General features: G+C 58.5%; 23 protein-coding genes. 8 read left to right on the forward strand and 15 right to left on the reverse strand.

The window, feature by feature from the left end; all coding sequences use genetic code 11:
* Window positions 1–33 precede the first annotated feature (33 nt).
* On the reverse strand, window positions 34–1,848 hold the full coding sequence (locus FEZ21_RS10675) for a di-heme-cytochrome C peroxidase (RefSeq protein WP_127195888.1): 1,815 nt from the start codon (window positions 1,846–1,848) through the stop codon (window positions 34–36).
* 278 nt (window positions 1,849–2,126) lie between these two features.
* Between FEZ21_RS10675 and FEZ21_RS10680 the strand changes: the two genes are divergently transcribed.
* The 4 genes from FEZ21_RS10680 to FEZ21_RS10695 all read left to right on the forward strand — a co-directional run bounded on the left by FEZ21_RS10680 (window position 2,127) and on the right by FEZ21_RS10695 (window position 4,433).
* Window positions 2,127–2,846, forward strand: a complete 720-nt coding sequence (locus FEZ21_RS10680; protein WP_010656991.1) for an FKBP-type peptidyl-prolyl cis-trans isomerase — start codon at window positions 2,127–2,129, stop codon at window positions 2,844–2,846.
* Between the two features lie 415 nt (window positions 2,847–3,261).
* Window positions 3,262–3,621 carry a helix-turn-helix transcriptional regulator gene (locus FEZ21_RS10685; protein WP_003446850.1) on the forward strand — a complete coding sequence of 120 codons (360 nt, stop codon included), beginning with the start codon at window positions 3,262–3,264 and terminating at the stop codon, window positions 3,619–3,621.
* Complete coding sequence (locus FEZ21_RS10690) at window positions 3,618–3,986, forward strand: hypothetical protein (protein WP_003446852.1); 369 nt, start codon at window positions 3,618–3,620, stop codon at window positions 3,984–3,986. The genes FEZ21_RS10685 and FEZ21_RS10690 overlap by 4 nt, the downstream gene beginning before the upstream one ends.
* Complete coding sequence (locus FEZ21_RS10695) at window positions 3,987–4,433, forward strand: SEL1-like repeat protein (protein WP_160627084.1); 447 nt, start codon at window positions 3,987–3,989, stop codon at window positions 4,431–4,433.
* A gap of 107 nt (window positions 4,434–4,540) precedes the next feature.
* Here FEZ21_RS10695 and FEZ21_RS10700 read toward each other — a convergent pair whose 3' ends face one another.
* On the reverse strand, window positions 4,541–6,622 hold the full coding sequence (locus FEZ21_RS10700) for a carboxy terminal-processing peptidase (protein ID WP_177412934.1): 2,082 nt from the start codon (window positions 6,620–6,622) through the stop codon (window positions 4,541–4,543).
* A gap of 139 nt (window positions 6,623–6,761) precedes the next feature.
* Between FEZ21_RS10700 and FEZ21_RS10705 the strand changes: the two genes are divergently transcribed.
* Window positions 6,762–7,724 carry an NAD(P)H-quinone oxidoreductase gene (locus FEZ21_RS10705; RefSeq protein ID WP_003446858.1) on the forward strand — a complete coding sequence of 321 codons (963 nt, stop codon included), beginning with the start codon at window positions 6,762–6,764 and terminating at the stop codon, window positions 7,722–7,724.
* An 85-nt stretch (window positions 7,725–7,809) separates the two neighbouring features.
* Here FEZ21_RS10705 and FEZ21_RS10710 read toward each other — a convergent pair whose 3' ends face one another.
* The 6 genes from FEZ21_RS10710 to FEZ21_RS10735 form a co-directional block, all read right to left on the reverse strand.
* The gene (locus tag FEZ21_RS10710; protein WP_003446860.1) at window positions 7,810–8,463 is read right to left on the reverse strand and encodes an HAD family phosphatase; all 654 of its coding nucleotides are present in this window, start codon (window positions 8,461–8,463) and stop codon (window positions 7,810–7,812) included.
* A 34-nt stretch (window positions 8,464–8,497) separates the two neighbouring features.
* Complete coding sequence (locus FEZ21_RS10715) at window positions 8,498–9,487, reverse strand: ABC transporter ATP-binding protein (protein ID WP_003446861.1); 990 nt, start codon at window positions 9,485–9,487, stop codon at window positions 8,498–8,500.
* The gene (locus tag FEZ21_RS10720) at window positions 9,484–10,284 is read right to left on the reverse strand and encodes an ABC transporter permease (RefSeq protein WP_003446863.1); all 801 of its coding nucleotides are present in this window, start codon (window positions 10,282–10,284) and stop codon (window positions 9,484–9,486) included. The genes FEZ21_RS10715 and FEZ21_RS10720 overlap by 4 nt, the downstream gene beginning before the upstream one ends.
* Window positions 10,271–11,107: an ABC transporter permease subunit gene (locus FEZ21_RS10725; RefSeq protein WP_003446872.1), complete on the reverse strand. Its 837-nt coding sequence runs from the start codon at window positions 11,105–11,107 to the stop codon at window positions 10,271–10,273. The genes FEZ21_RS10720 and FEZ21_RS10725 overlap by 14 nt, the downstream gene beginning before the upstream one ends.
* Window positions 11,104–11,919 carry an alkaline phosphatase family protein gene (locus FEZ21_RS10730; protein ID WP_010656988.1) on the reverse strand — a complete coding sequence of 272 codons (816 nt, stop codon included), beginning with the start codon at window positions 11,917–11,919 and terminating at the stop codon, window positions 11,104–11,106. Before FEZ21_RS10730 ends, FEZ21_RS10725 begins: the two co-directional genes overlap by 4 nt.
* A 111-nt stretch (window positions 11,920–12,030) precedes the next feature.
* A complete protein-coding gene (locus FEZ21_RS10735; protein WP_160627086.1) occupies window positions 12,031–13,098 on the reverse strand; it encodes an ABC transporter substrate-binding protein in 1,068 nt (355 codons plus the stop codon).
* A gap of 335 nt (window positions 13,099–13,433) precedes the next feature.
* On the opposite strand from FEZ21_RS10735, the gene FEZ21_RS10740 reads away from it, so the two are divergent.
* Complete coding sequence (locus tag FEZ21_RS10740; protein ID WP_003446875.1) at window positions 13,434–14,153, forward strand: UTRA domain-containing protein; 720 nt, start codon at window positions 13,434–13,436, stop codon at window positions 14,151–14,153.
* Between the two features lie 755 nt (window positions 14,154–14,908).
* Here the strand turns inward: FEZ21_RS10740 and FEZ21_RS10745 are convergent.
* From FEZ21_RS10745 to minC, 7 genes are all read right to left on the reverse strand, one after another.
* Window positions 14,909–17,068, reverse strand: a complete 2,160-nt coding sequence (locus FEZ21_RS10745; protein WP_003446876.1) for a mechanosensitive ion channel family protein — start codon at window positions 17,066–17,068, stop codon at window positions 14,909–14,911.
* A gap of 99 nt (window positions 17,069–17,167) precedes the next feature.
* Window positions 17,168–17,359, reverse strand: coding sequence for a hypothetical protein (locus FEZ21_RS10750; RefSeq protein WP_003446877.1), 192 nt, complete (start codon window positions 17,357–17,359; stop codon window positions 17,168–17,170).
* 237 nt (window positions 17,360–17,596) lie between these two features.
* On the reverse strand, window positions 17,597–18,886 hold the full coding sequence (locus FEZ21_RS10755) for a M18 family aminopeptidase (RefSeq protein WP_003446878.1): 1,290 nt from the start codon (window positions 18,884–18,886) through the stop codon (window positions 17,597–17,599).
* A 231-nt stretch (window positions 18,887–19,117) separates the two neighbouring features.
* Entirely contained in the window at window positions 19,118–19,753 is a 636-nt protein-coding gene (locus FEZ21_RS10760; protein ID WP_003446879.1) for an RluA family pseudouridine synthase, read from the reverse strand.
* Between the two features lie 90 nt (window positions 19,754–19,843).
* Window positions 19,844–20,098 (reverse strand): cell division topological specificity factor MinE, encoded by a 255-nt coding sequence (minE, locus tag FEZ21_RS10765; RefSeq protein ID WP_003446880.1) that lies wholly within the window; start codon window positions 20,096–20,098, stop codon window positions 19,844–19,846.
* A gap of 3 nt (window positions 20,099–20,101) precedes the next feature.
* Window positions 20,102–20,914, reverse strand: a complete 813-nt coding sequence (minD, locus tag FEZ21_RS10770; RefSeq protein ID WP_003446882.1) for a septum site-determining protein MinD — start codon at window positions 20,912–20,914, stop codon at window positions 20,102–20,104.
* Window positions 20,915–21,114: 200 nt separating this feature from the next.
* Window positions 21,115–21,852 (reverse strand): septum site-determining protein MinC, encoded by a 738-nt coding sequence (gene minC / locus FEZ21_RS10775; RefSeq protein WP_003446883.1) that lies wholly within the window; start codon window positions 21,850–21,852, stop codon window positions 21,115–21,117.
* Between the two features lie 119 nt (window positions 21,853–21,971).
* Here minC and FEZ21_RS10780 point away from each other — a divergent pair, with 119 nt between their 5' ends.
* Together FEZ21_RS10780 and FEZ21_RS10785 are read left to right on the forward strand one after the other, a co-directional pair.
* The gene (locus FEZ21_RS10780) at window positions 21,972–22,904 is read left to right on the forward strand and encodes a lipid A biosynthesis lauroyl acyltransferase (protein WP_003446885.1); all 933 of its coding nucleotides are present in this window, start codon (window positions 21,972–21,974) and stop codon (window positions 22,902–22,904) included.
* Window positions 22,905–22,931: 27 nt separating this feature from the next.
* Complete coding sequence (locus FEZ21_RS10785; RefSeq protein ID WP_010656986.1) at window positions 22,932–24,077, forward strand: patatin-like phospholipase family protein; 1,146 nt, start codon at window positions 22,932–22,934, stop codon at window positions 24,075–24,077.
* The last annotated feature ends 41 nt before the right edge of the window (window positions 24,078–24,118 follow it).

The raw sequence follows: 24,118 nt of genomic DNA on the forward strand, positions 1-24,118 counted from the left end.
TTTTAGCAAAATCCTGGGGGCGTTGAAGGCCCTTCATTCGTTGGGTAACTGTTGTTCGAGCGGGCCACCGAGTACTTTCAGGTACTCCAGCAATGCCCAGCGCTCCTGGGGTTGCAGCAGGCGGCCGATCACCCCGTTACCACGGGGGCCGGCGCGGAACTCGTGACCGCTGTTGTGGTTGCCACTGATGCGGGTATCGAGCACAAATCCGCCGTCAAAGGCTTCCGTGCGATAGCCCAGGTGGCGGGGGTCGTACTCGAAACTGCCGCGATAGAAGGTTTCGGCGCGCTCTGACTGTGGCGAAAGCAACTGATACACCGTAGGCACCGAGCCATTGTGCAGGAACGGCGCCGTGGCCCAGATCCCGTCCAGCGGCCGTGCCTTGTAGGCGCGCAGTTCCATCACCCCGATCGGCAGGCCAAAGCCATTCAGACGGTCCTGTTCCTGCGGGCCGATGCCGGCCTCTTGGTAGGCATGTTTTTCAACAAAGGCGGTGACATAGGCCAGGCCTTTGGCCACCGACAGTTTGCCCAGGTCCAGCGGCGCATCGCTCTTGGGATACAGGTCCACATTCATGCTGGCCAGCTCGGCCGGGTCCCATTGCAGGGCGCGCAGGTCGTAACGATTGTCGGCGATGTTGTTGGCGGTATTGGGGTCGGTACCTATCACTTCTACAGGCAGCATTTTCAGTTGCTTGACCAGCCGGCCGTTCTCTTCAACTACGGCAGGCACATGGCAGCCGGCGCAATTTTCAGTGAACAGCGCACGCCCTTTGGCCGCCAGGGGGCGATCAATGGCGCCGAACAGTTCTTCGGGCCAGACCGGGGGCTTGAGCCTTTGCAGGGTTTGTTCGATCAGGTGCAAGTCTTGAACCCGCACACTCGATGGATAACGCGCATCGCCCTGCAGGGGTTGGCCGTGGTCATCAAAGAAGTTCAGGGTCGCGCCGACCCCCAGCGCTTCGCCGATATTACGTGCCATCGGTTGCTTGGCCGAGCCGTTCCACTGTACCCAGTCGAACGTCCACATGTCCCACAGGTGCGGGTAGTCCACTGGGGCGTTGGCCACCCGGTAGTTGTCGGGTGAAATCGCATCGCCGAAGCTGGCATTGGCAATCCGGCCGAAGGCATCGGTACGGCCCGGCCCCTCCAGGGTTGGATAGAGTCCGCGATGGGTGTCATTCCAGGCCACGGCCAGGAAGTTATCCAGCGACACCTTGAAGTCTTTGCGCAGTTGTTGGTGCTGCGCTGGGTACTGATCGCCCAGAACCTTGCGGGCGAAGCGCTCGAATTTCCATGGGTTGTAGTAGGTGGCTGCGAGGCTGGCGACCAGCGCCTGGCCGAAGCTGCCGCCACGTAGGGTCGGAACGCTGGAGGGCAATACGTGTTGTGCGGGGGCACCATCGATGCGCAGGGCCTGGCCTTTGAAGCGCAGTTCACCGGTATGGCAGGCGGCGCAGGTGATATCCAGATATTGCACCTTGCTGCCCGGGTTTTGATGGCGGGTGAAACCCACTGGCAAGTTGCCGGGATTGGCGGCACTGGCTTGCTGTTGGGGATCGATCAAAAATCCGAAGCGGGCCAGATATTCGGGCGCGGCGAACGATTGTTTGGAAAAGGGCAGTTCAAGGGCGCTGAACCAGTCGTAATGCAGGCCTTTAACTTGCGTGCCCTGGGGCGTGTAGTAATAGGCTTGCCGGTCAGCCGGGCTCCATTGATCGAGGAAGTGCAACTGCTGCGGGGCTTGGTAGGCAGGTAGTTTCGGGTTGGCGATGAAGTAAAGCACCAGGCCCAGACACAGCGCCAGTGCCACGAACAGCACTAGCAGAACACGGTAAAACAAACGCACAGTAACGCTCCTTGTAAAATTTTTCACAGTCTTATGCCTGAGCTGCTGTCTGGCAGCAAGCAGCCATGTAATCTCATGCCTATGATATGAGCGAGGTTTACAGCTTCTCTGATATGTAAGTAAAAGATACGGGAAATATGAATTGTGCCCGGACAGAGCTCAGGCCGTGAACTTATCCACGATTAGGCCCTCTCATGCCGGTAGCCATTGGTCGCGGCCGCCTGATAAGCTCGCGGCTTTACTCGATTGCCCATTTGGCGCATGAACAAGGAAAAAGCATGAAACAGCATAGGTTGGCGGCAGCTGTGGCCCTGGTAAGCCTGGTACTGGCGGGTTGTGATTCGCAGACCAGCGTAGAGCTGAAAACCCCGGCGCAAAAAGCCTCTTACGGCATCGGCCTGAACATGGGCAAAAGCCTGGCTCAAGAAGGCATGGACGATCTGGATTCCAAGGCAGTAGCCCTGGGTATCGAAGACGCCGTCGGCAAGAAAGATCAAAAGCTTAAAGATGACGAACTGATCGAAGCGTTTGCAGCCCTGCAAAAACGTGCGGAAGAACGTCTGACCAAAATGAGTGAAGAAGCCTCTACTGCAGGCAAAAAATTCCTGGAAGAAAATGGCAAGAAAGCCGGTGTTGTAACTACCGCTTCGGGCCTGCAATACGAAGTGATCAAAAAAGCCGACGGCCCACAGCCTAAAGCTACCGACGTAGTGACTGTTCACTACGAAGGCAAGCTGATCGACGGCAAGGTTTTCGACAGCTCGGTTGAGCGTGGCAGCCCGATTGATCTGCCAGTGAGTGGCGTGATTCCGGGTTGGGTTGAAGGTCTGCAACTGATGCATGTTGGCGAGAAGTACAAGCTGTACATTCCTAGCGAGCTGGCTTACGGCGCGCAAAGCCCGAGCCCGGCGATCCCGGCCAACTCGGTGCTGGTATTCGATCTGGAACTGCTGGGTATCAAAGACCCTGCAAAGCCTGAGCAAAACGCAGCCCAGTAATCTGCTTTTGCCCGCACAACGCCCCGTCTCGACGGGGCGTTGTCGTTTCTGCAGTGCCATTGGCGATCCATGCCGGCCTGATCAGACAGCGACAAAATGTCCCAGATGCTTGCTGGCTAGTGGTTGCTGACCGCCAAGTCAATGAATTTATGGGATTTTTTATGTGTGTAAAAAATGCCCGATCTGAGCGCAGCCCTTATAGAACGTGGCTTTCAGCCGTGAAAATCAGCTCTGTTCACAAGGTTATCCACAATTTGTGTGGATAACATTTGCCGGCTATCCCCAGGTTTGCGCCTGTCTTGCATGAATTCGCTCCTCCAGATCAAAAACCCCAGAGACCTTGGCGGCTGTTAGGATTAAGCTTCTAAGGAAAGTTCCGACTCGATTTACAAAGAAGTCTGACGGGGTTTGGTAAATGGATGTCCAAGTAATCAAGCTTAATGGCGAACCTGAATACGCAGTCCTGCCATGGGCAAGCTATCAGGCGCTACTCAAAGCCGCAGGTCTCGATGATCAGGCGGCCCCCCCTACGGCACTACAAACACCTGAGACCGAATCACAGCCACCTGAACCCGATCAGGTGTTGCCCGGGCTCGATCAGCTGCGTGGTCTTCGCGAAAGCAAGGGCTTGGCCCTTGAAGTCCTGGCCCGCACTGTAGGCATTAGCCCTTCCTATCTGGTAATGATTGAAACCGGTGAGCGTCTGCCTGATCTCGCCATTCGTCGCAGCTTGGCCTGGGAGATGGGTGTTCCGGGCTGGAGGGAAACATCATGAATGTACGCATCAGTCGTCAACACTGGGATGGGTTACTGGCTGAGCTTGATAAAGCACGTCAACAACGCCACTTGCTGACTTACCGTGCATTGCTGGAGCGTTTGCAGTTACCGAGCCCGGCGATGTTGACGCTGACTGCCGCCCTTGAACATCTGGCGGCAATGGATGCCAAGGCTGATCAGCCGTTACGCAGTTCACTGGTGATCAGCCAGGGTGCCAGTCGTTTGCCCCGCACCGGTTTTTTTGAGTGCGTGGAGCGCCTGGGTCGCTTTGCCGGGCCGCCGGATGGTGTTGCTGCCGCGTCGTGGCACGCGTCTGAAGTGGTTCGAGTGTTTGAATACACTTACGAACATGAGGAGGCCTGAGTGCTAGGTCGGCTCAAGGCACGTCTGGGCTACGGGGTTGCCCGCAAGTTGTTCCACCAGTCCTGGTGTGTGCGTCAGCCGCGCATCTGGGGCTGGATGGAGGGGCAGTTTGCACGGATGTCCAACCTGGGGGATACCGGGGCTCAAAGCTTCTATGGCCATATCCTGGCTTTTCGCGGCCAGGGGCTGGGGGCTCGAGAGGAGGGCGTGCGCTTGTTGCGCCTGGCGGCTCAGGGCGGTGATGCCAAGGCGGCGTACCAGCTAGGGGTGTTCAGCCTGGCGGGTACCACCGCTAACCGCCCGGATGCATCAGAAGCGGCGCGCTGGTGGGCGATGGCGGCCAAGGCCGGGCATCCACTGGCCACCCTTAAACTGGCTGAGTTGTATCAGTGGGGTGGGCCTGGTTTGTTGCCTGATCCGCAACTGGCCAGGCACTACCAGCCTTAGGGTATATTTTTGCCAATAAAAAGGGCGGGCCGTGTTATGCGGTCCGCCCTTTTTACATCTTTGTGCCCGCTCTGCAGGAGCGCGCTCCTGCAGCTGTGTGGCGGGTTTTATTTCTTGGCTACCTGCGAGCTGAGCTTGAGGTAGTCCAGCAGAATCCGCCCGGTCTCACTCAGGTAGGCGTCGTCTTCCGGTTTGGTCTTTTCAGGTTCAACCGGCAATGCATCTTCGTCTTCTTTCTTCATTTCCTTGAGTGGCGCTTCGCCTTTGGCCTTGCGACGGGCGTTCTCCATCACCAGCTGCTTGGCATCGATATCGGCGTGCTGGGCACGACGTTCGGCTTCGTTCAGGCTGACGGTTTTCTCGGCCATCAATTTATCGGCCAGAGCCAGCTTGTCGCGAATGAAGATGAACTCGGCATCTTTGGCCACCCGTGCATCGTGCTCGGCTTTGAGCTGATCAATGTAAGGTTTGAACGGGTCAACAGCCGGCTTGATGGCAGGACGAATGGTGTCCCACGGCATCGCTTCAGGCAGAGCGCTTTCGCCAATTTCCTTGGTGTCGATTATCGACGGGAAGGCCACGTCAGGCAGTACCCCCTGATGCTGGGTGCTCTGGCCGGAAACCCGGTAGAACTTGGCCAGGGTCAGTTTCAGCTCGCCATGGTTCAGCGGCTGGATGGTTTGCACCGTCCCTTTGCCGAACGTTTGACCGCCGATAATCAGCGCACGATGGTAGTCCTGCATGGCACCGGCGAAAATCTCCGAGGCCGAAGCCGACAGGCGATTGACCAGCAACGCCATCGGGCCTTTGTAGAAGGCGCCCGGATTTTCGTCTTCAAGGACGTCCACCTTGCCGTCGGCATTACGCACCAGCACCGTTGGCCCTTTGTCGATAAACAGGCTGGTCAGCTCGGTAGCTTCCTGCAGCGAACCACCGCCGTTGTTGCGCAGGTCGATGATCACGCCATCGACTTTTTCTTTCTGCAACTCGGTCAGCAGTTTTTTAACGTCGCGGGTGGTGCTCTTGTAGTTCGGGTCGCCCGCACGGAAGGCTTTGAAGTCCAGGTAGAAGGCTGGAATTTCAATGACCCCCAGCTTGTAGTTCTTGCCATCCTGCTTGAGGTTCAGGATCGACTTTTTCGCCGCCTGCTCTTCAAGTTTCACCGCTTCGCGGGTAATGGACACAATCTTGCTGGTCTGGTCATTTGGCGCGTTGCTCGCCGGAATCACTTCCAGGCGGACCACGGAGCCTTTAGGGCCACGAATCAGTTTGACCACTTCGTCCAGGCGCCAGCCAATGACGTCGACCATCTCTTTATCGCCTTGGGCGACACCGATGATCTTGTCGGCCGGAGCCACCTGCTTGGTTTTGTCGGCAGGGCCCGCGGGCACCAGACGCACGATTTTCACCTGGTCGTTATCGCTCTGCAACACGGCGCCAATGCCTTCCAGCGACAGGCTCATGTTGATGTCGAAGTTTTCCGCGTTATCCGGTGACAGATAGTTGGTGTGCGGATCGTAAGACATGGCGAAGGTGTTGATGTAGGCCTGGAAGATGTCTTCACTGCGGGTCTGATCCAGGCGCGACAGCTGGTTCTTGTAGCGCTTGGTCAGCAGTTCCTGAATTTTCGCAGGCTCTTTGCCGGCGATCTTCAGGCGCAGGACTTCGTCCTTGATGCGTTTGCGCCACAGGTCATCGAGCTCGGCTTCGGTCTTGAGCCATGGAGCGTCCTTGCGGTCGATCTGCAAGGTTTCCTTGGCGTTGAAGTCGAACGAATCAACACCCTTGTTCAGCTCGGCAAGTGCGAAGTCCAGACGCGATTTAACACGATCCAGGTAGCGCTTGTAGATGATGAAGCCGGGGTTCAGGTCGCCGCTTTTGAGGAAGTCGTCAAACTGGAATTTCCATTTGTCGAACTCGGTAATATCGCTGGCCAGGAAGTAACTGCGTGAAGGGTCGAGCAGCTTCAGATAGCTGTCATAGATGATCGCGGAACGCGCATCATCCAGAGGCGGCTTGCTGTAATGATGGCGTTTGAGCAGCTCAACGACGTTAAGACTGGCAATTACCTCATCACGATCGGGCTGAAGGTTATCCCAACTGTTAGCGGCGAACGTATTGGCCGAAAACGGCAATACGCCCAGGCCAATGAATAGGGCAAGTGCGGTGCTAGGGAATAAATGCTTCATGCTGATTCGACGCGGGGGCAATTGATAACGCATATTAGGCCGTCTTTGAAGTCGCCGGTTCCGTTAAGGACCGGCCGCATAATGCAAGAAGCCCGGTGCAACAGCGCCGGGCTCAGTCCAGACTCACTATGGAGGCACTGTGAAAGCATTGCAAGGCGTTGAAGGTCAAGTGAAGTGGGTTGAAGAGCCAAGCCCCACCTGTGATGTAGGGCAAATTCGGATTCGCGTGGCGGCAGCGGGCCTCAATCGGGCCGACTTGCTGCAAAGCGCGGGGATGTATCCGCCGCCGCCTGGCGCCAGTCAGTTTCTGGGCCTTGAGTGTTCGGGGGTGGTCAGTGAAGTTGGCCCCGGTTCTTCGTGGCAAGTCGGTGACCGGGTTTGTGCCCTGTTGGCCGGCGGCGGCATGGCCCAGGAAGTGGTCGTGGATGCCCGTCACGCCCTGCCGGTGCCTGAAGGATTGTCACTGGCGCAGGCGGCAGCATTGCCTGAGGTGTACAGCACTGCGTGGCTGAACCTGTTTCAACTGGCGGGTCTCAAGCCGGGAGAGAAAGTGTTATTGCACGCCGGTGCGAGTGGTGTTGGTTCAGCGGCCATTCAGCTGTGCAAGGCGTTTGGCAGCCCGTGCTGGGTGAGCGTCGGTTCCGCTGAGCGACTGGCCTACTGCGAGGCGCTGGGAGCCCAGGGCGGTGTGCTTCGGGCCGATGGGCTTGAGGGGTTGAAAGCCTTTGGGCCGTTCGATGTGGTACTGGACCCGGTGGGTGCCAACTACGCCGAATCCAACCTCAAACTGCTGGCCCTGGACGGACGCTGGGTGCTGATCGGTTTGATGGGCGGTCGCAAGGCCGAGCTGGATCTGGCCCTGGTGCTGGGCAAACGTATCCAGTTGCTGGGTTCGACCCTGCGCACTCGAGACGATCAGTTCAAGGCTGACTTGCTCAGCGATCTGAACCAGCAGGTATGGCCATTGTTTAGCGAAGGTCGTCTAAGCCCGCAATTGGCCAGGGCTTACCCGATGGAAGAGGCCCAGCAGGCGTATGCCGAATTGGCCAGCAATCAGGTATCGGGCAAACTGGTGGTGGTCATTGACCCGAGTCTGATCTAAACCGCCTTTTCTTCTCTGCAGGAGCGAGCTGCTCAAAACGCCCACGAAGAGCTCGTGGGCACGCTCGCTCCGGCAGGAGGGAAGGTTATTTCCAGTGATGGACCGGCCACCCGGCCTCTTCTGCATGTGCTCGTAGCACCGGGTCGGGGTTGACCGCGTGCGGGTGATCGACCTTGAGCAACAGCGGCAAGTCGTTGCGTGAATCGGAGTAGAAGCTCGCGCCTTCGAGGTTTTCTTCTTCGGCGTCCAGCCATTCAAGCAAGCGGGTGATCTTGCCTTCGCGGTAAGTCAGGGTGCCCAGGGTTTTGCCCGTATAGATGCCACCCTTTACTTCAAGCTCGATCCCGAGCACTTCATCGATTCCCAGCCGCTCGGCAATGGGTTTGACCAGGTGTGTGCCTGAGGCCGAGATCACCAGAATCCGGTCACCGGCCTTGCGATGAGCAGCAATGGTTTTAGTTGCGTCGCTGAAGATGATCGGCTCGATGTAGTCCTCAACCCAGGGCCCGACCAAGTGCGCGACTTCTTCGGGAGTGCGACCTATCAACGGCTCCAGGCTAAAGTCCATGAAGTCCTCCATCGCCAGTTTGCCCTGGCCATAGGCCTCCATCAGTTGGTTGTTGCGCTGCATGAACGACTGCGGATCGACCCAGCCCAGGCGGCCCATCTGCTCGCTCCACAAGGTGGCGCAGTCGCCGTGAATCAGGGTTTCGTCCAGATCAAAAATTGCCAGGGCCATCAGCGCAACTCTCTCTTCAAAGTGTTTAAAGGCATCAGGCTACCTCACAAAGGGTGCTGCTATCGATGGACAATGCCACGCGCTGACCATCCGGATACAGATCTGCGGGAGAGCGGTTGAGCACGTCAACGATCAATTCCACGCCACGGACCTCTACGCGATAGCGAATCACATTGCCCAACAGGCTGTGGTTGCGGATAAGGGTGTCTGCCTCGCCTTGCAGGCTCAGGCCCAGGGTTTCCGGGCGTATGGCGATGCGGCTGTTGACCGGACGCTGCAGCAGGCGGCTGGCAGTGTCGGCGTCCAGCAGGTTGTAGTTGCCGATAAACCCGGCGGCGAATACATCCACCGGCGCGGCGTACAGGGTTTGCGCATTGCCGCTCTGCACAATGCGCCCCTGGTTCATCAAAAAGATGCGGTCACTCATGACCAGCGCTTCTTCCTGGTCGTGGGTGACGAAAATGGTGGTCAGCCCCAGTTCGCGCTGAATGTTGCGGATCTGTTCACGCAGGTGCTTGCGAATACGTGCGTCCAGCGCCGACAGCGGCTCATCCAGCAGCAACAGGCGAGGGCGGGTGACCAGCGAGCGGGCCAGGGCCACACGCTGGCACTGGCCGCCTGACAGCTGATGGGGATAGCGCTTGGCGAAGTCATTGAGCTCCACCAGTTGCAACACCTCGGCCACGCGTTTGTGGCTGTCATCGGGTTTGACTTTTTGCATGCGCAAGCCAAACGCCACGTTTTGCTCGACGGTCATGTTGGGGAACAGGGCATAACTCTGGAACACCATGCCGATCCCGCGCTTTTGCGGGCTCAGCGGCACAATGTCCTCGCCATCGAGGAGGATCCGGCCGCCGTCCACCGGGGTAAGCCCGGCGATGCAGCGCAGCAGCGTGGACTTGCCGCAGCCCGAGGGGCCGAGCAGGGTGACGAACTCGCCTTTGGCGATGCTGCAATTGATATCGCTGAAGACCGGGGTGCCGGAATAGGATTTCTGCAGGTGTTCAACGCTGACGAAGCTCATTGGCTTTTGTCCTTGTTCAGGAAGGTGGCAACCCAGGTCAGCACCAGTACAAAGAGGAAGTAGGAGATCACCAGCGCACTGGTGAAGTGACCACTGCTGTTACGCATGTTGTTCAGGAACACCTGCAGGGTTTCGTAGCGGGTGCCCACCAGAATATTGGCAAACACAAACTCGCCGAACAGGAACGAGAACGACAGCAGCAGGGCCACCATCAGGCCTTTACGCAAGTTGGGCAGAACCACCAGGAAGGCGGCCTGCCAGGTGCTGGCGCCGAGCAGTTGGGCGGCATCCATCAGGTCGCGCAGATTAATCGCCTGCAGGTTGTTGGTGATTGCCCGGTACATGAACGGCAGCGCCACGGTGAAGTAGCAGCCAATCAGAATCCACGGCGTACCGACCATGGCTAGCGGGCCCGAGCCATAGAGTTGCAGCAGGCCCACCGATGACACCACCGGTGGTACGGCGAAGGGCAGCAGGATCAGGATGTTCATCAGCGCGTCGAGTTTGGGGAAGTGGTAATGCACCACAAACAGCAACGGCAAAATCAGGATCACCGACAGCACCAGCGCTGCCACGCAGACCAGCAGTGACTGGCCGAAGGCCGCCAGAAAACGCGGATCGCCCCATAGCTGGTTGTACCACTTGAAGGTGAAACCGCTGGGCAATACGGTCGCCGACCAACTGCTGGCGATGGAGTAAATCAGGGTGCCGGCCAGCGGCAGGATCAGAATGAGCAGCAGCACATACACCACGCTGCGGTGGTAAAGGCTGGCCGGGGCGGATTCAGCGCGCGACATGGTAGCTCCTCTTTAACAGCCACTGATGCACCAGGGTTACCAGAGTCATCAACCCCACCAGAATCACCGCCAGGGCGCTGGCCATGTTGGGATCAAGGCTGATGTCGCCCGAGACCATTGCCGCAATCCGGATTGGCAATACGTTGAAGTTGCCGGTGGTCAGGGCGTAGACCGTGGCATAGGCGCCAAGGGCGTTGGCCAGCAGAATGACAAAGGTGCCGAGCAGGGCCGGAGTCAGTACCGGCAGGCCGATATGCCGCCAGAATTGCCAGCTGCTGGCGCCCAGCAATGAAGCCGATTCGCGCCAGTCTTCGCGCAGGGCATCAAACGCCGGATACAGCAGCAATACGCCGAGGGGGATCTGGAAATAGGTGTACAGAATGATCAGGCCGGTTTTGGAATAGAGGTTGAAATCCTCGATGATCCCCGCCTGTTTGAGCATGATCGTTATGCTGCCGTTGAAGCCCAGCAAAATGATGAATGCGAAAGCCAGCGGCACCCCTGAAAAGTTGCTGGTCATGTTGGCGAATGCGTTGACGAAGTTGCGCAGCCGCGAGTCCACCTTGCGCAGCGAGTAACTGCCCAGAACGGCGATCACGATGCCGAACAGGCTGGACCAGAAACTGATTTCCAGACTGTGCTGGATGGCTTGCAAGTAGAACTTCGAGTTGAAAATTTTGTTGAAGTTGGCCAGGCCCCAGCCGCTGTCCTGCGATTGCACGCTGTGAATCAGTACCCACAGCAGCGGAGCGATTTGAAATACGAAAAAAAATACTGCGAAGGGTACCAAGCACAACAGCGCCAGCCATTTACCCCGGCTCATGCTGTGGGCCTCAGCAAGTCGCGGCAGACCGGTTTGTCATGGGTAACCCCCAGCAGTTCGCAGATGGTGCCGCACAGCTCTGTCTGCCCGGGCGTGACATCCGGGTTCAGGCTGAACGCCTCGCCGAGCACGAACAGCGGTACCTCCCGCTCTTCGGGCAAGATGCCGTTGTGCGAGCGGTCGTTGTTCATGCCATGGTCGGCGGTGACCAGTACCTGATAGCCGGCCTCAAGCCAGCCTTGCAGGTAGTCGGCCAGAATGATGTCGGCCGAGCGGGCACTGTTGCGGTATTGCGGGGTGTCGAGACCGTGCTTGTGCCCGGCGTCATCGATATTCATGGGGTGGACCAGCAGAAAATTCGGTGAACACTCAAGACGCAGGCTTTCAGCGTCGGCGAACAGGTGAGAGTCGGGGTAATGGTCGCTCCAGTAGAAATGCCCGTGCTGGATCGGCAAATCGGCGCCCCGGGTATGACGGTCGCGCGCGATCACGAAGGGCGAGCGGTTATACAGTTCACTGACCCAGTGATAGGCCGCCGCTGCGGTGGTCAGTCCACCTTCACGGGCGTAATGGAACACGCTGCGTTGACTGGACAGGCGCGACACATTGTTGTGCACGATACCGCTTGCAATGGGTGGCACCCCGGTGAGGATGCACTCATAGAGCGGCCGCGACAGAGCAGGAAGTTCGCAGGTGAGTTTATAAAGGGCGGCGCGTCCTGCCCCGACATAGGCCTGTAAATGCCCCATGGCCAGGCGGGCGACCTCATAGTTCAGGCCGTCGAGTACAACCAGGATGACGTTGTGTTTCATGTACGACGACTCCACAAAACCTGTAGGAGCGAGCTTGCTCGCGAGCTTTACGTTGTTGCGTTGAAAGAGCTCGTGAGCAAGCTCGCTCCTGCACAGATCAAAGCTGCAGGGTTACTGCATATTGATAATGACTTCTTCCTGCCACTGCTGTGGCAGCGCCTTGGAGGTTTTTTCCCATGCGGCGGGGTCTTTGATCGGGGTCACGGTTTTGTACTGCTCGTTAGGCAGCAACTTGGCCTGGACCTCAGCCGGCAGCTTCAGGTGCTCGGCGCGAATCGGCCGTGCATTGCCCCGCGCCAGATTGGTCTGGCCGGCATCGCTGAAAATGAATTCCCGGGTCAGCTTGGCGGCATTCGGATGCTTGGCGTACTTGTTGATGATGGTGGTGTAGCCGGAAATCACCGAGCCATCAGAAGGGATCAGCACAATGTAGTCATCCGGCTTGACCATCTTGTCGCGGTAGCTCAGACCGTTGAAGTCCCAGACCACGCCCACTTCCACTTCGCCTTTTTCCATGGTGGCGATGGTCGGGTTGGCCAGCGACAGGCGACCTTGCTTGGCAATGTCGGCAAACATCAGCAAGGCAGGCTGAATGTTTTTTTCATCCCCGCCGCTGGCCAGGGCTGCAGCCAGTACACCGTTTGCCGCCTGGGCTGCGGTGCTGACGTCACCGATGGAGACTTTGTATTTGCCGGTCTTCAGGTCGGACCACTTGGTGGGGGCTTCGGAGCCATGCAGCAGTTTTTTGTTGATGATGAACGCGATGGTGCCGGTATACGCCAGGGCCCAGTTGCCGTCCTTGTCCTTGGCCCACTCGGGGATCTGCTCCCAGGTAGTCGGCTTGTACGGCTGGGTCACGCCCTTGGCCACGGCAATGGGGCCGAAGGCAGCGCCGACGTCACCGATATCGGCGCTGGCATTGTCTTTTTCAGCATCGAACTTGGCCACTTCCTGGGCCGAACTCATGTCGGTGTCGATATGCTTGAGGCCATACAGCTTGTTCAGGTCAGCCCAAGTGCCTTTCCAGTTGGCCCAGTCATCGGGCATGCCGACACTGTTGACTGCCCCTTCGGCCCTGGCAGCGGCTTCGAGGGTTTTCAAGTCCACATCGCCAGCCATGGCCGAAGTGCATAGGGCGATGCTGGTGCCTAACAGTGATGCCAGGAAAAACTGTTTCATCCGAAGCTCCTTGGGCGTTTTCAACGCTGGGTTTTATTGCTCTTTTGCGGTGGGTTGGTCTAGGTCAGCAATACCTGAGCCAAGTTAAGGGGCAGTCATGACACTTTGATGTCGGCATTGATTGTGCAACTCGATTTAATGGCCCTTCCTGAGGCACCGGCTTAGCGTAGACCATGGCTAAAGCCCCGGATGGTATGGCCTTGGCGGATAAACTGAAGGTGAGTGTCATCCAACAGTCATCTGCACTGCCTAGGCTGCTAGCTTCAAGAGTTGATGGTTTCGCAGGCCAAGCCTGCCCACATTTGGTGCTGGACTAGTCCAGATAGGTAACATTGATGCGAGAGGGTGCACCCAAAGCGGTGACAGCGATCGGCCGCGCGCTGCAAGAGCAAATTGAACACGGCCTGCTGGCGTGTGGCAGCCAGCTGCCGGCGGAGCGCAAACTCAGTGAGTTGTTTGCCACCACCCGGGTCACCGTGCGCGAGGCGTTGTTACAGCTCGAATCCCAGGGCCTGGTCTATCGTGAGGAACGGCGCGGCTGGTTTGTGTCGCCGCCGCGCCTGGCCTACAACCTTATGCAGCGCAGTCACTTTCACGCCATGGTCAGTGCCCAGGGCAGGGTGCCGACCACCGAGGTGATTTCGGCGCGTTTGCAGCCGGCTTCTGCTGCGGTGTGTGAGCGCCTGCAACTGCCGGCGCTGTCCAGCGTGATCCGCATATGTCGGGGGCGGCGGATTGATGGTCGCCTGGTGCTGTATGTAGAGCACTACCTGAATCCGCAATACTTCCCGCAGATCCTGGCGTATGACCTCACGCAGTCGATCACCGAGCTGTATGCCCGGCATTACGACTTGCATTACGGTCGGGTGCGATTTGAGATAGTGCCCACCGCATTGCCGCTGGAAGCTGCGGCCACGCTCAAAGTATCTGCGGGCAGTCCGGGCCTGAGAATTGCCCGGATCAATTACGACCAGCACGAGCGTCTGATCGACTGCGATCTGGAGTACTGGCGACATGATGCAATTCATATCGGGGTGGACGTCGCCGAACGTTGAACCCCGAATGAGCTTGCCTTGCGATGGCATTCGCTGAATCCCATCGCTGGCAAGCCAGCTCCCACAGGATCTGCAAGCGACGCCCCGCACTCTGTAGGAGCGAGCTTGTCTCGCGATGGCAACCGCTGAATCCCATCGCTGGCAAGCCAGCTCTCACCGGATCTGCAAGTGACACCCTGCACTCTGCAGGAGCGAGCTTGCCTTGCGATGGCATTCGCTGGATTCCATCGCTGGCAAGCCAGCTCCCACAGGAGCTACAAGCGACACCCCGCACTCTGCAGGAGCGAGCTTGTCTCGCGATGGCATTCGCTGAATCCCATCCCTGGCAAGCCAGCTCCCACAGGAGCTACAAGCGACACCCCGCACTCTGCAGGAGCGAGCGTGCCTCGCGATGGCATTCGCTGGATCCCATCGCTGGCAAGCCAGCTCCCACAGGAGCTACAAGCGACACCCCGCACTCTGCAGGAGCGAGCTTGTCTCGCGATGGCATTCGCTGAATCCCATCGCTGGCAAGCCAGCTCCCACAGGATCTGCAAGCGACGCCCCGCACTCTGCAGGAGCGAGCTTGCCTCGCGATGGCATCCGCTGGATTTCATCGCTGGCAAGCCAGCTCCCACAGGAGCTACAAGCGACACCCCGCACTTTGTAGGAGCGAGCTTGTCTCGCGATGGCATTCGCTGGATTCCATCGCTGGCAAGCCAGCTCCTACAGGGTCTACAAGCGAGCGTCGACCGGTTACCGGGTTGGTGTATGGATCAATCCTTCTGCAATATGCCGCTGCCGGCCGTCACCACCTGTACGCTCAGGCGCGGTGTGGCCAGGTCCAGTCCGGCTTCGTCCAGATGGCGTTTGAGTGACAGGTTGAACGCCCGCGACACTTCCCATTGCTTGATCGGCGCAGTCTTGAAGCGGGCGCGCAAAATCGCGCTGCCCGATTCAAAACTTTCAACCCCCTGAATCTCAAGCGGCGACCAGATGTTGCGGCGCTGCAGCGGATCGGTGCGCATCTTTTGACCGACCTCGCGCATCAGCTTGATCGCATCGTCGATTTCCATGTTGTAGGGGATCGCCACACGGAAGATCGCGTAGCCGAATTCACGGGAGTAGTTCTTGATGCTTTTGATTTCGCTGAACGGAATGGTGTGCACGATGCCGTCGATGTCCCGCAGGCGCACGGTACGGATCGTCAGGCCTTCAACCGTACCCAGATGCCCGCCGACATCCACGTAATCGTCGATGGCCAGCGAGTCCTCGATGATGATGAACAGACCGGTAATCAGGTCGGCTACCAGTGACTGTGCACCGAAACCAATGGCCAGACCGATCACACCCGCACCAGCCAGCAGGGGGGTGACGTTCATGCCCATGTTGGCCAGGGCGACGATCAGGGCAATGATGGCAATTGTCGCAAACAGAACGTTGCGGATCAGCGGCATCATGGTTTGCGCACGCGCATTGGCCAGGCCTTTGCGTGAGCGGGTCAGGGCATGGTGGATCGCGGTGTCGGAGAGAATCCAGATCAGCCAGGCAAACAGTAACGTGCCGGCAAGGCCGAACAGTTTGACGCTGATCTCATGTCCTTCACCTTCGGTAAAGCTGATCAGTGACAAACCCCACACCCGCAGTCCCAGCTCGATGAAGACCAGCCACACCACCAGATGCGCCAGGGTGTAGATGAAGCTTTTCAGGCGCTCGGAATACAGTGCGTGGCGTTTGTGCCCGCGCTGGGGCCTTTGCGAATGCCGTCGTACCAGCCCGTTGATGACCATGCACAACACCACCAGCACCGTGCAGATCAGTGACTGGCGCAGTGCGGTACTGGTATCGCCTGCTGACAGAAAGGTCGCGAACAGAGAAATGCCCACCAGGATCAGCGCCGCGATATACCAGTAAGTACCGAGTATCTCGATGCTGTCGCTCAAGGCGCGCCGGGTCAGGCGCCGGGACAATGGCTGATTGCGGATCAAGTGGGCAATGGGCCGGCGGAAACGGATGATGAACAAACCGGTGGACAGTGCCGCCATCACATTGGCAAAGGTGGCGGCCGTGTGGGCCAGGTGCACGCCGAGGGTGGCCACCAGTCGCGGGTCGCTCAGGGCTTCGCCAAAGGCCGCGAAGCTGCCGATCCACCACAGCGGGCGAAAGGCCTGATGCCGCAGAATATGCAAGGCGCGATGGCGGTGCGGTCCGTCCAGCAGCGAGAAGGCGATGACGCAAATGGCCGAGAAGCAGGTGCCGATCACCAGTGCGTAGGCCAGCACCATGGCCAGGTCTTTACCCAGCGAAGACGGCAGGGCGTAACTGCCGTAAACCGTGATCACCAGCGCCACCAGCCACGGCCCCAGTTTGCGCAGGGCAAAGCGCAGCATGTCCACAGCCTTGGGATGTTGCGGCAGTTCTTCGCTCAGGCCAAAACGCAGGCGTACGCGGTGGCTGACCCAGATCAGCAGGGCTGCCAGCAGGCTCCAGACCATGATGATCAAGGCGAAGGCAAAAATGATCGGCAGCCACTGACTTGCCGGCAGCATCAAGGCCACCAGTTCGTCCTTGGCCAGGCCAATTTCCCTGGACCAGCGAGAGGTGGGGCTGTCTGCGCCCGAGAACTGTTTTTCAAGGTCGGAAAGGGTGCTGCCGATCAGGCCCAGAACGCCGATTTCAGCTTCGGGCTGGGCTTTTTTTGTGGCGTCGCGCAGTTTTTTCAGGTCAGTCAGCAACTTGCTGCGCTGCTGGTCGTTTTCGAGATTTTTGATCACCTCGTCCAGCGACTGGCCCAGCGGCTCGGTCGGTTGCGCCTGGGTTTTATCTGAACTGCCGAGCAGGCTGGTGATGCCGGCGGCCTGGGCCGAAGACATGGGCAGCAGGGTCAGCAAGCAGACAAGCAGGCAATAGGGCAGGGCTAAAAGACGAAGAAACACTGGGCGATCAACCTCGAGGGGTGCGGATTTGCCGAGTGTACGCTAGGGCCCGCAATCATTCATTTGTATAAATCAGTGATCGCGGATCCAGGGTAAAAGTCAGAGCGAGGATTCGTTGAGCTTGGCCACAATCTTGAAGATGATAGTGCCGAAAATCAGCAGCATGCCGCACCAGATCATCAATACGCCGACGCCGCTGGGCCGGTCACGGAGGGTGAAGCCAATGGTCAGCAACAGCATGCCGCAGACAATTGGAATCATCATGGAGTGAAACGCGGACAGCTCAATCATGGGTAATGACCTGAAGGAATTAATGCCCATGAGTCTAGGTCGCTTTCCCGGAAAGTGCGGTGACATATATCAAAAATGAATCAACTGCCCCAGGGTGCATGATGCTCACATCATGCACCCTGCCTTTGTAGGCGCGAGCTTGTCTGGCGATGATGGTTTACGAGAATACGTGCTTACAGGTTAAACACGTCGCTCTCGAGATCATCGCCAGACAAGCCCGCTCATGCGGGGCAGTTCTTATGGCAGTTGGTTGCTGGCGTAAAACGCGCTCAACACTTTGACCAGGTGTGCCAGGTCATGGCTGCCCGCCAGTTCGCGAATGGAGTGCATGGCGAATGTCGGCAGGCCGATGTCCACGGTGCGAACACCCAAATGGCTGGCGGTAATCGGGCCAATGGTCGAGCCGCAGCCCATGTCGCTGCGCACTACGAAACTTTGTACCGGCACTTCTTCGGCCATGCACAGATGACGGAAGAACCCGGCTGTCTCGCTGTTGGTGGCGTAGCGCTGGTTGCTGTTGACCTTGATCACCGGTCCGGCATTCAGTTTCGGGCCGTGGTTGGCGTCGTGTTTGTCGGCGTAGTTCGGGTGCACGCCGTGGGCGTTGTCAGCCGAAACCAGCAGCGATTTCTGAATGGTGCGTACGTACTCGTCACCTTCAGGCAGCAGGCGCTGGAGGATTTGCTCCAGCATCGGACCGTCGGCACCGCAGGCCGAACACGAACCGACTTCTTCGTGGTCGTTGGCCACAAACAGGCAGCTTTCTTCGGTTTCGGTGTTGAGCAGGGCTTGCAGGCCTGCGTAGCACGACAGCAGGTTGTCCAGGCGTGCACCGGCAATGAAATCGCCGTTGAGGCCGATGACCGCAGCACTTTGGGTGTCGTAGAAACTCAGCTCGTAATCCAGCACCACGTCAGCGTTCAGGCCGTGTTCGCGGGCCAGTTGGTCAGTGAGCAGGGCGCGGAAGTCTGCGCGCTCATCCCCTGCAACCTGGGCCAGAATCGGCGGCAGTTCGGTCTGCGGGTTGATCGCCCAGCCTTCATTGGCGGTGCGATTAAGATGGATGGCCAGGTTGGGGATGGTGGCGATAGGCGCGCGGAAGTCGATCAGCTGGCTTTCGACCTTGCCATCGCGGCGGAAGGTGACGCGCCCGGCCAACGACAGGTCGCGGTCGAACCAGGGGGCCAGCAAGGCACCGCCGTAGACTTCGACGCCCAGTTGCCAGAAGCCCTGGCGCTGTAATTCCGGTTGTGGCTTGACCCGCAGGCACGGGCTGTCTGTGTGTGCACCCACCATGCGGATGCCACCTTGCAGGGGCGAGTGGCGACCCAGCTTGAAAGCAACAATGGAAGAGTCATTGCGGGTGACGTAATAGCGACCGTTGGCTTCGGTGAACCAGGTTTCGCGTTCGTCGAGGCGCTGATAACCGGCGGCCTCCAGACGCTGAACAAGACTGGCAGTGGCATGGAACGGGGTAGGGGAGGCCTTCAGAAAGTCGATCAGGCCTTGGTTCAACTCTTCGCGCATAAGTTACTCCAGACAGCAAGGCCGCGAGTTTAGCGCATTGATCAGAAGATTTGTTGCTGTGTAAAAACCTGCGCGGGGCTCTTTGGGCGCAGGCCTGGGTGTGATGGCGTTACCTTGTTTTCAGGCAGGACGCGCCGCCTGAATCGCTGGCAAGCCAGCTCCCGCAATGAGTTGCTTTTGGTAGGCCGACACCACCTGTGGGAGCCGGCTTGCCAGCGATTGCATCATCGGTCAGAAAGGTGCCGGGCACTCAAAGCGCAGGCGCTCGCCCGTTTGCGGGTGGGTGAAGCTGAGCATGCTGGCGTGCAGACACAGGCGCGGCCAGGCTGCCAGCGCCTGGGGGTGGGCGTACAGTCCGTCGCCCAACAACGGGTGGCCGATAGACAGCATATGCACGCGCAACTGGTGCGAGCGACCGGTGATCGGCGTCAGTTCAACCCGGCAGTAGTCGCCGCATCGCTCCAGCACTTTCCAGAAGGTCAGGGCGTTTTTGCCGAACTCGTGGTCGACCACATGCCGGGGTTTGGTCGGCGGGTCGTAACGCAATGGCAAGTCAATGCTGCCGCTGTCCAGTTCGGGCTGACCCCAGGCCAGCGCGGTGTAGGCTTTTTCGGTTTCGCGGTCGTGAAACTGTCGCGACAACTCGCGATGGGTATCGGCATCACGGGCCAGCAAAATGATCCCCGAGGTTTCCCAGTCCAGGCGATGGACGATGCGCGCCTCGGGATAGCCGTTCTCTTGCAGGCGGGTGATCAGACAGTCTTTGTTGTCTTCAGCCCGGCCTGGCACGGAAAGCAGCAGGGTCGGCTTGTTGACGACCAGAACGCCAGCGTCCTGATGGATAATGTGGATGTTCGACAACGGCATTAAAACAGCCTCTTAACAAACGCCAACGGCGACCTGGATGTTTCCCTTTGCAGAGAAACTTCCAGGTCGCCGTGGTTTCAGCCGGATTGATTAACGATCTGGCAGCGTGATGTTGAGTTCCAGAATCGAGCAGCTGCCCTGGTTTTCCAGCGCAACCTGTACTTGATCGGACTCGATATTGACGTACTTGCGGATTACTTCCACCAGCTCTTTTTGCAGAGCCGGCAAGTAGTCCGGGGTGCTGCGTTGGCCGCGTTCGTGCGCCACGATGATCTGTAGACGCTCTTTCGCGACCGACGCGGTACTTACCTTTTTGTTGGCACGAAAGAAGTCAAAAATATTCATTGCTTAGTTGCCTCCAAACAGGCGCTCGAAGAATCCCTTCTTCTGTGCATCGAGGAACCGATGCTCCACGGTTTTGCCCAGCAAGCGATCAACTGCGTCGCCGTAGGCCTGTCCGGCGTCACTCTGATCATCGAGGATCACGGGCACGCCCTGGTTGGATGCCTTGAGTACTGCCTGGGATTCGGGAATGACACCGAGCAGGGTCACGGCCAGAATTTCTTTGACGTCTTCAACGCCGAGCATTTCGCCTTTGCTGACACGCTCAGGGTTGTAGCGGGTCAGCAGCAGGTGTTCCTTGATCGGCTCTTCGCCCAGTTCGGCGCGGCGCGACTTGCTCGCCAGAAGGCCCAGCATGCGGTCGGAGTCACGCACCGAGGATACTTCCGGGTTAGTCACGACAATCGCTTCATCGGCGAAGTACATGGCCAGGTGAGCACCGGTTTCGATACCTGCAGGTGAGTCGCAGACCACGTATTCGAAGGTCTCTTTAAGTTCCATAAGAACTTTTTCGACGCCTTCCTTGGTCAGGGCATCCTTGTCGCGTGTCTGGCTGGCAGCCAGCACGTACAGGTTTTCCAGACGCTTGTCTTTGATCAGGGCCTGTTGCAGGTTGGCTTCGCCGTTGACTACGTTAACGAAGTCATACACCACGCGGCGCTCACAACCCATGATCAGGTCGAGGTTACGCAGGCCGACGTCGAAGTCGACGATCACTGTTTTGTGGCCGCGCAGAGCGAGGCCGGTACCGATAGCGGCGCTGGTGGTGGTCTTACCCACACCACCCTTGCCGGATGTAACCACTAGAATCTTGGCCAAGGTGTTTCACCCCTAAGGAAAAAGGACTTTTTAGCCCCTGAATAACATCTCTGTACACGACGGCAGGTGAGCAGCCCTGGTGGGTCATCTTTGCGGGTCAGGCTTACACAGCATAAGCACTGCCTGAGTATTGATTTCCTACAAGGTTGAGTCTGAGTTCCTACGCTTTGGAGATGCTTGGAAAATGGCGAGAGTATCCGTTAAAGACGGGTGATGTTCAACATGTCACTTGACAGACTGATTTGCACCCCTGAACCCCACAAGGGGTCGCGACGCAAATCTTCCGAAACCTTGTACTTGCCGGCAATGGACACCAGCTCGGCGCTCAGTTGCTGGCAAAAAATCCGTGCCTTGGTGTTGCCTTTATGTCCGGCCAGCGCACGACCGCGCATTGGCCCGTAAACATGGATGTTGCCATCGGCCATAAGTTCCGCACCGGGGCTGACTGAAGCGATGACTACCAGGTCACAGCCTTCTGCATAAACGGTCTGGCCGCCGCGTACCGGGCTGGTGATGATCTTGGTCGGCTTGATCACGGGTTCAGGCGGTTTTTCGGGTTTCTTCGGCTCTACGACTTCGACCGGGTCGATCGGTCGCTCACGGGCGCCTGAAGGCGGCAAGACCGGCAGGTCGATGGCGATGGCTGCGGCAATGTCTTCGATGCGGCTGGCCCGAATGGCCAGGGTGCGCAGGCCATGCTGGCGACACACGCGCATCAGCCCGGGCAAATCGATCGCACCTTCACCGGCTGGCAGTTTGTCCAGGGCCAGCACCAGTGGGGTGTTGCTGAAAAAATTCGGCGCTTGAGCCACTTTGGCTGCCAGTTGGCGATCAAGGGCTTCAAGGTTGTTTTTGGCCAGTTCCAGCACCGTAATGGCGAGCATACTGCCCTTTAGCTGGAACACAGGGGCTTGGTCTAGCGATTCGGTTGGGCTCATGGTCTGTTTAACGCGGCTTGTAACTTAAAGTGCTGAGACTTATAACGAGATCGCCCGCGGGCCGCAAGCGGGGTCGAACGATGTAGAATGGTCGGCCATGTGTCTGTCCGGAATCATTAATGGATCGCCCGCAATTTCGTGCTGCTTTTTTTCATCCGCGTTTCTGGCTGCTGTGGCTGGGTTTAGGCGTGCTGTGGCTGGTGGTGCAACTGCCCTATAAAGCGCAATTGTGCATCGGCCGGGTACTGGGTGCCCTGATGTATCGGGTAGCCGGTGAGCGTCGGCGCATTGCCGCGCGTAACCTTGAGCTGTGTTTCCCTGAGAAATCTGCCGCCGAGCGCGAGCAGTTGCTCAAAGACAATTTTGCCTCGACCGGTATCGCTTTCTTTGAAATGGCCATGAGCTGGTGGTGGTCCAGGCCGCGCCTGGCCAGGCTGGCCCATATTGAAGGGCTGGAGCACCTCAAGCAGGCGCAACGGGATGGCAAGGGCGTTATTTTAATGGCGTTCCACTTCACCACACTGGAAATCGGTGCCGCCTTGCTCGGCCAGCAACACACCATTGATGGCATGTACCGCGAACACAAAAACCCGCTCTTCGATTTTATCCAGCGCCGCGGGCGTGAGCGACATAACCTCGACTCGCTGGCAGTGGAGCGCGACGATGTGCGCGGCATGCTCAAGCTGCTGCGCTCAGGAAGGGCTATCTGGTACGCACCTGACCAGGACTATGGCGCCAAGCAAAGTATCTTTGTGCCGCTGTTCGGGATTCAGGCCGCAACTGTGACCGCTACCAGCAAGTTCGCCAAATTGGGCAAAGCGCAGGTTGTGCCCTTTACTCAGCAGAGACTGGCGGATGGCAGTGGTTATAAATTGGTGATTCATCCGCCCCTGAGCAATTTCCCCGGAGAAAGCGATGAGGCTGATTGCCTGCGAATCAATCAATGGGTCGAGCGCGCGATACGCGAATGTCCGGAACAATACCTGTGGGCCCATAGACGCTTCAAAACCCGTCCGCCGGGCGAGCCCAAGCTCTACGACAAGCGCCGTTGAGCCTGTCTGCTGCAAGGGCGAGCTGCCTTGAGGCCGCTGGCTCCGGTTACGGGCCTGATCCTGTCCGGAGGCGGTGCGCGGGCGGCTTATCAGGTTGGCGTACTGGCAGCGATTGCCGAGTTGCTGCCTGCCGGTTGCGCTAATCCGTTCCCGGTCATTGTCGGTACTTCGGCCGGGGCAATAAATGCGGTCAGTCTGGCGAGCGGGGCGCTGGACTTTGCCAGGGCGGTCGAGCACTTGACTGAGTTCTGGCAGGGCTTCGAGAGCCATCTGGTGTTGCGCAGCGACTGGCCGGGGGTGATCCACCAGGCTGCACGCTTTCTGAGTCACAGCCTGCTCGGGCTGGGCTCCCATGTTCCCGTGGCCTTGCTCAACAGTTCACCCTTGCGCAGTTTGCTTGCCGATAAAATCAATTTCCCCGGGATTGATCAGGCAATTGCCGAGCAGCAGTTGCGGGCTGTGGCGGTGACGGCGTTTGGTTATACCTCGGGTCAGGCGGTGACCTTCTATCAAGGGCAGGTGGCAATCGATGGCTGGTTGCGCCACCGGCGTATTGGTTTGCCTACGGCATTGACGGTGGATCATCTGCTGGCCAGCTCCGCCATCCCGCTATTGTTTGCCCCGGTCAAGGTCGGGCAGGAGTACTTCGGTGACGGCGCGGTGCGTCAATCTGCGCCCATCAGTCCCGCCCTGCATCTGGGGGCCAGTCGTGTACTGGTGGTGGGGGTGAGCGGCAATCCGCGCGGGCCTGACCCGCAAGTCGACCAGCAACTCTACTCCAACGCTCAGCAACCCACGCTGGCGCAGATTGGCGGGCACATGCTCAACAGTACCTTCATTGACAGCCTCGAGAGTGATATTGAACTGCTCGAGCGCATGAACCACTTCGCCCGCCTGTTGCCGCATCAGTCAGACAATCTGGGGCTGGCGCCGGTAGAGGTGCTGATCATCGCCCCGAGTCAGCCGATCGACGAAATAGCGGCCCGCCACCGGCATGAACTGCCGTCGGCGTTGCGCATGTTTTTGCGCGGTCCGGGCGCCACCCAAACCAGCGGCGCAGGGGTGCTGAGCTACTTGCTGTTTGAGTCAGGCTATTGTCGGGAATTGATTGAGCTTGGGCGGCGTGATGCGATGGCCAAGCGCGAAGCGCTATGCCGATTTTTGCGGGTTTAACCTCAGGGCAGGGCTGCACTGGCATGCAGCCCTGTAAACCT

Source organism: Pseudomonas sp. 9.1(2019), assembly GCF_009910445.1.
GTDB classification, from domain to species: Bacteria; Pseudomonadota; Gammaproteobacteria; order Pseudomonadales; family Pseudomonadaceae; genus Aquipseudomonas; species Aquipseudomonas paraversuta.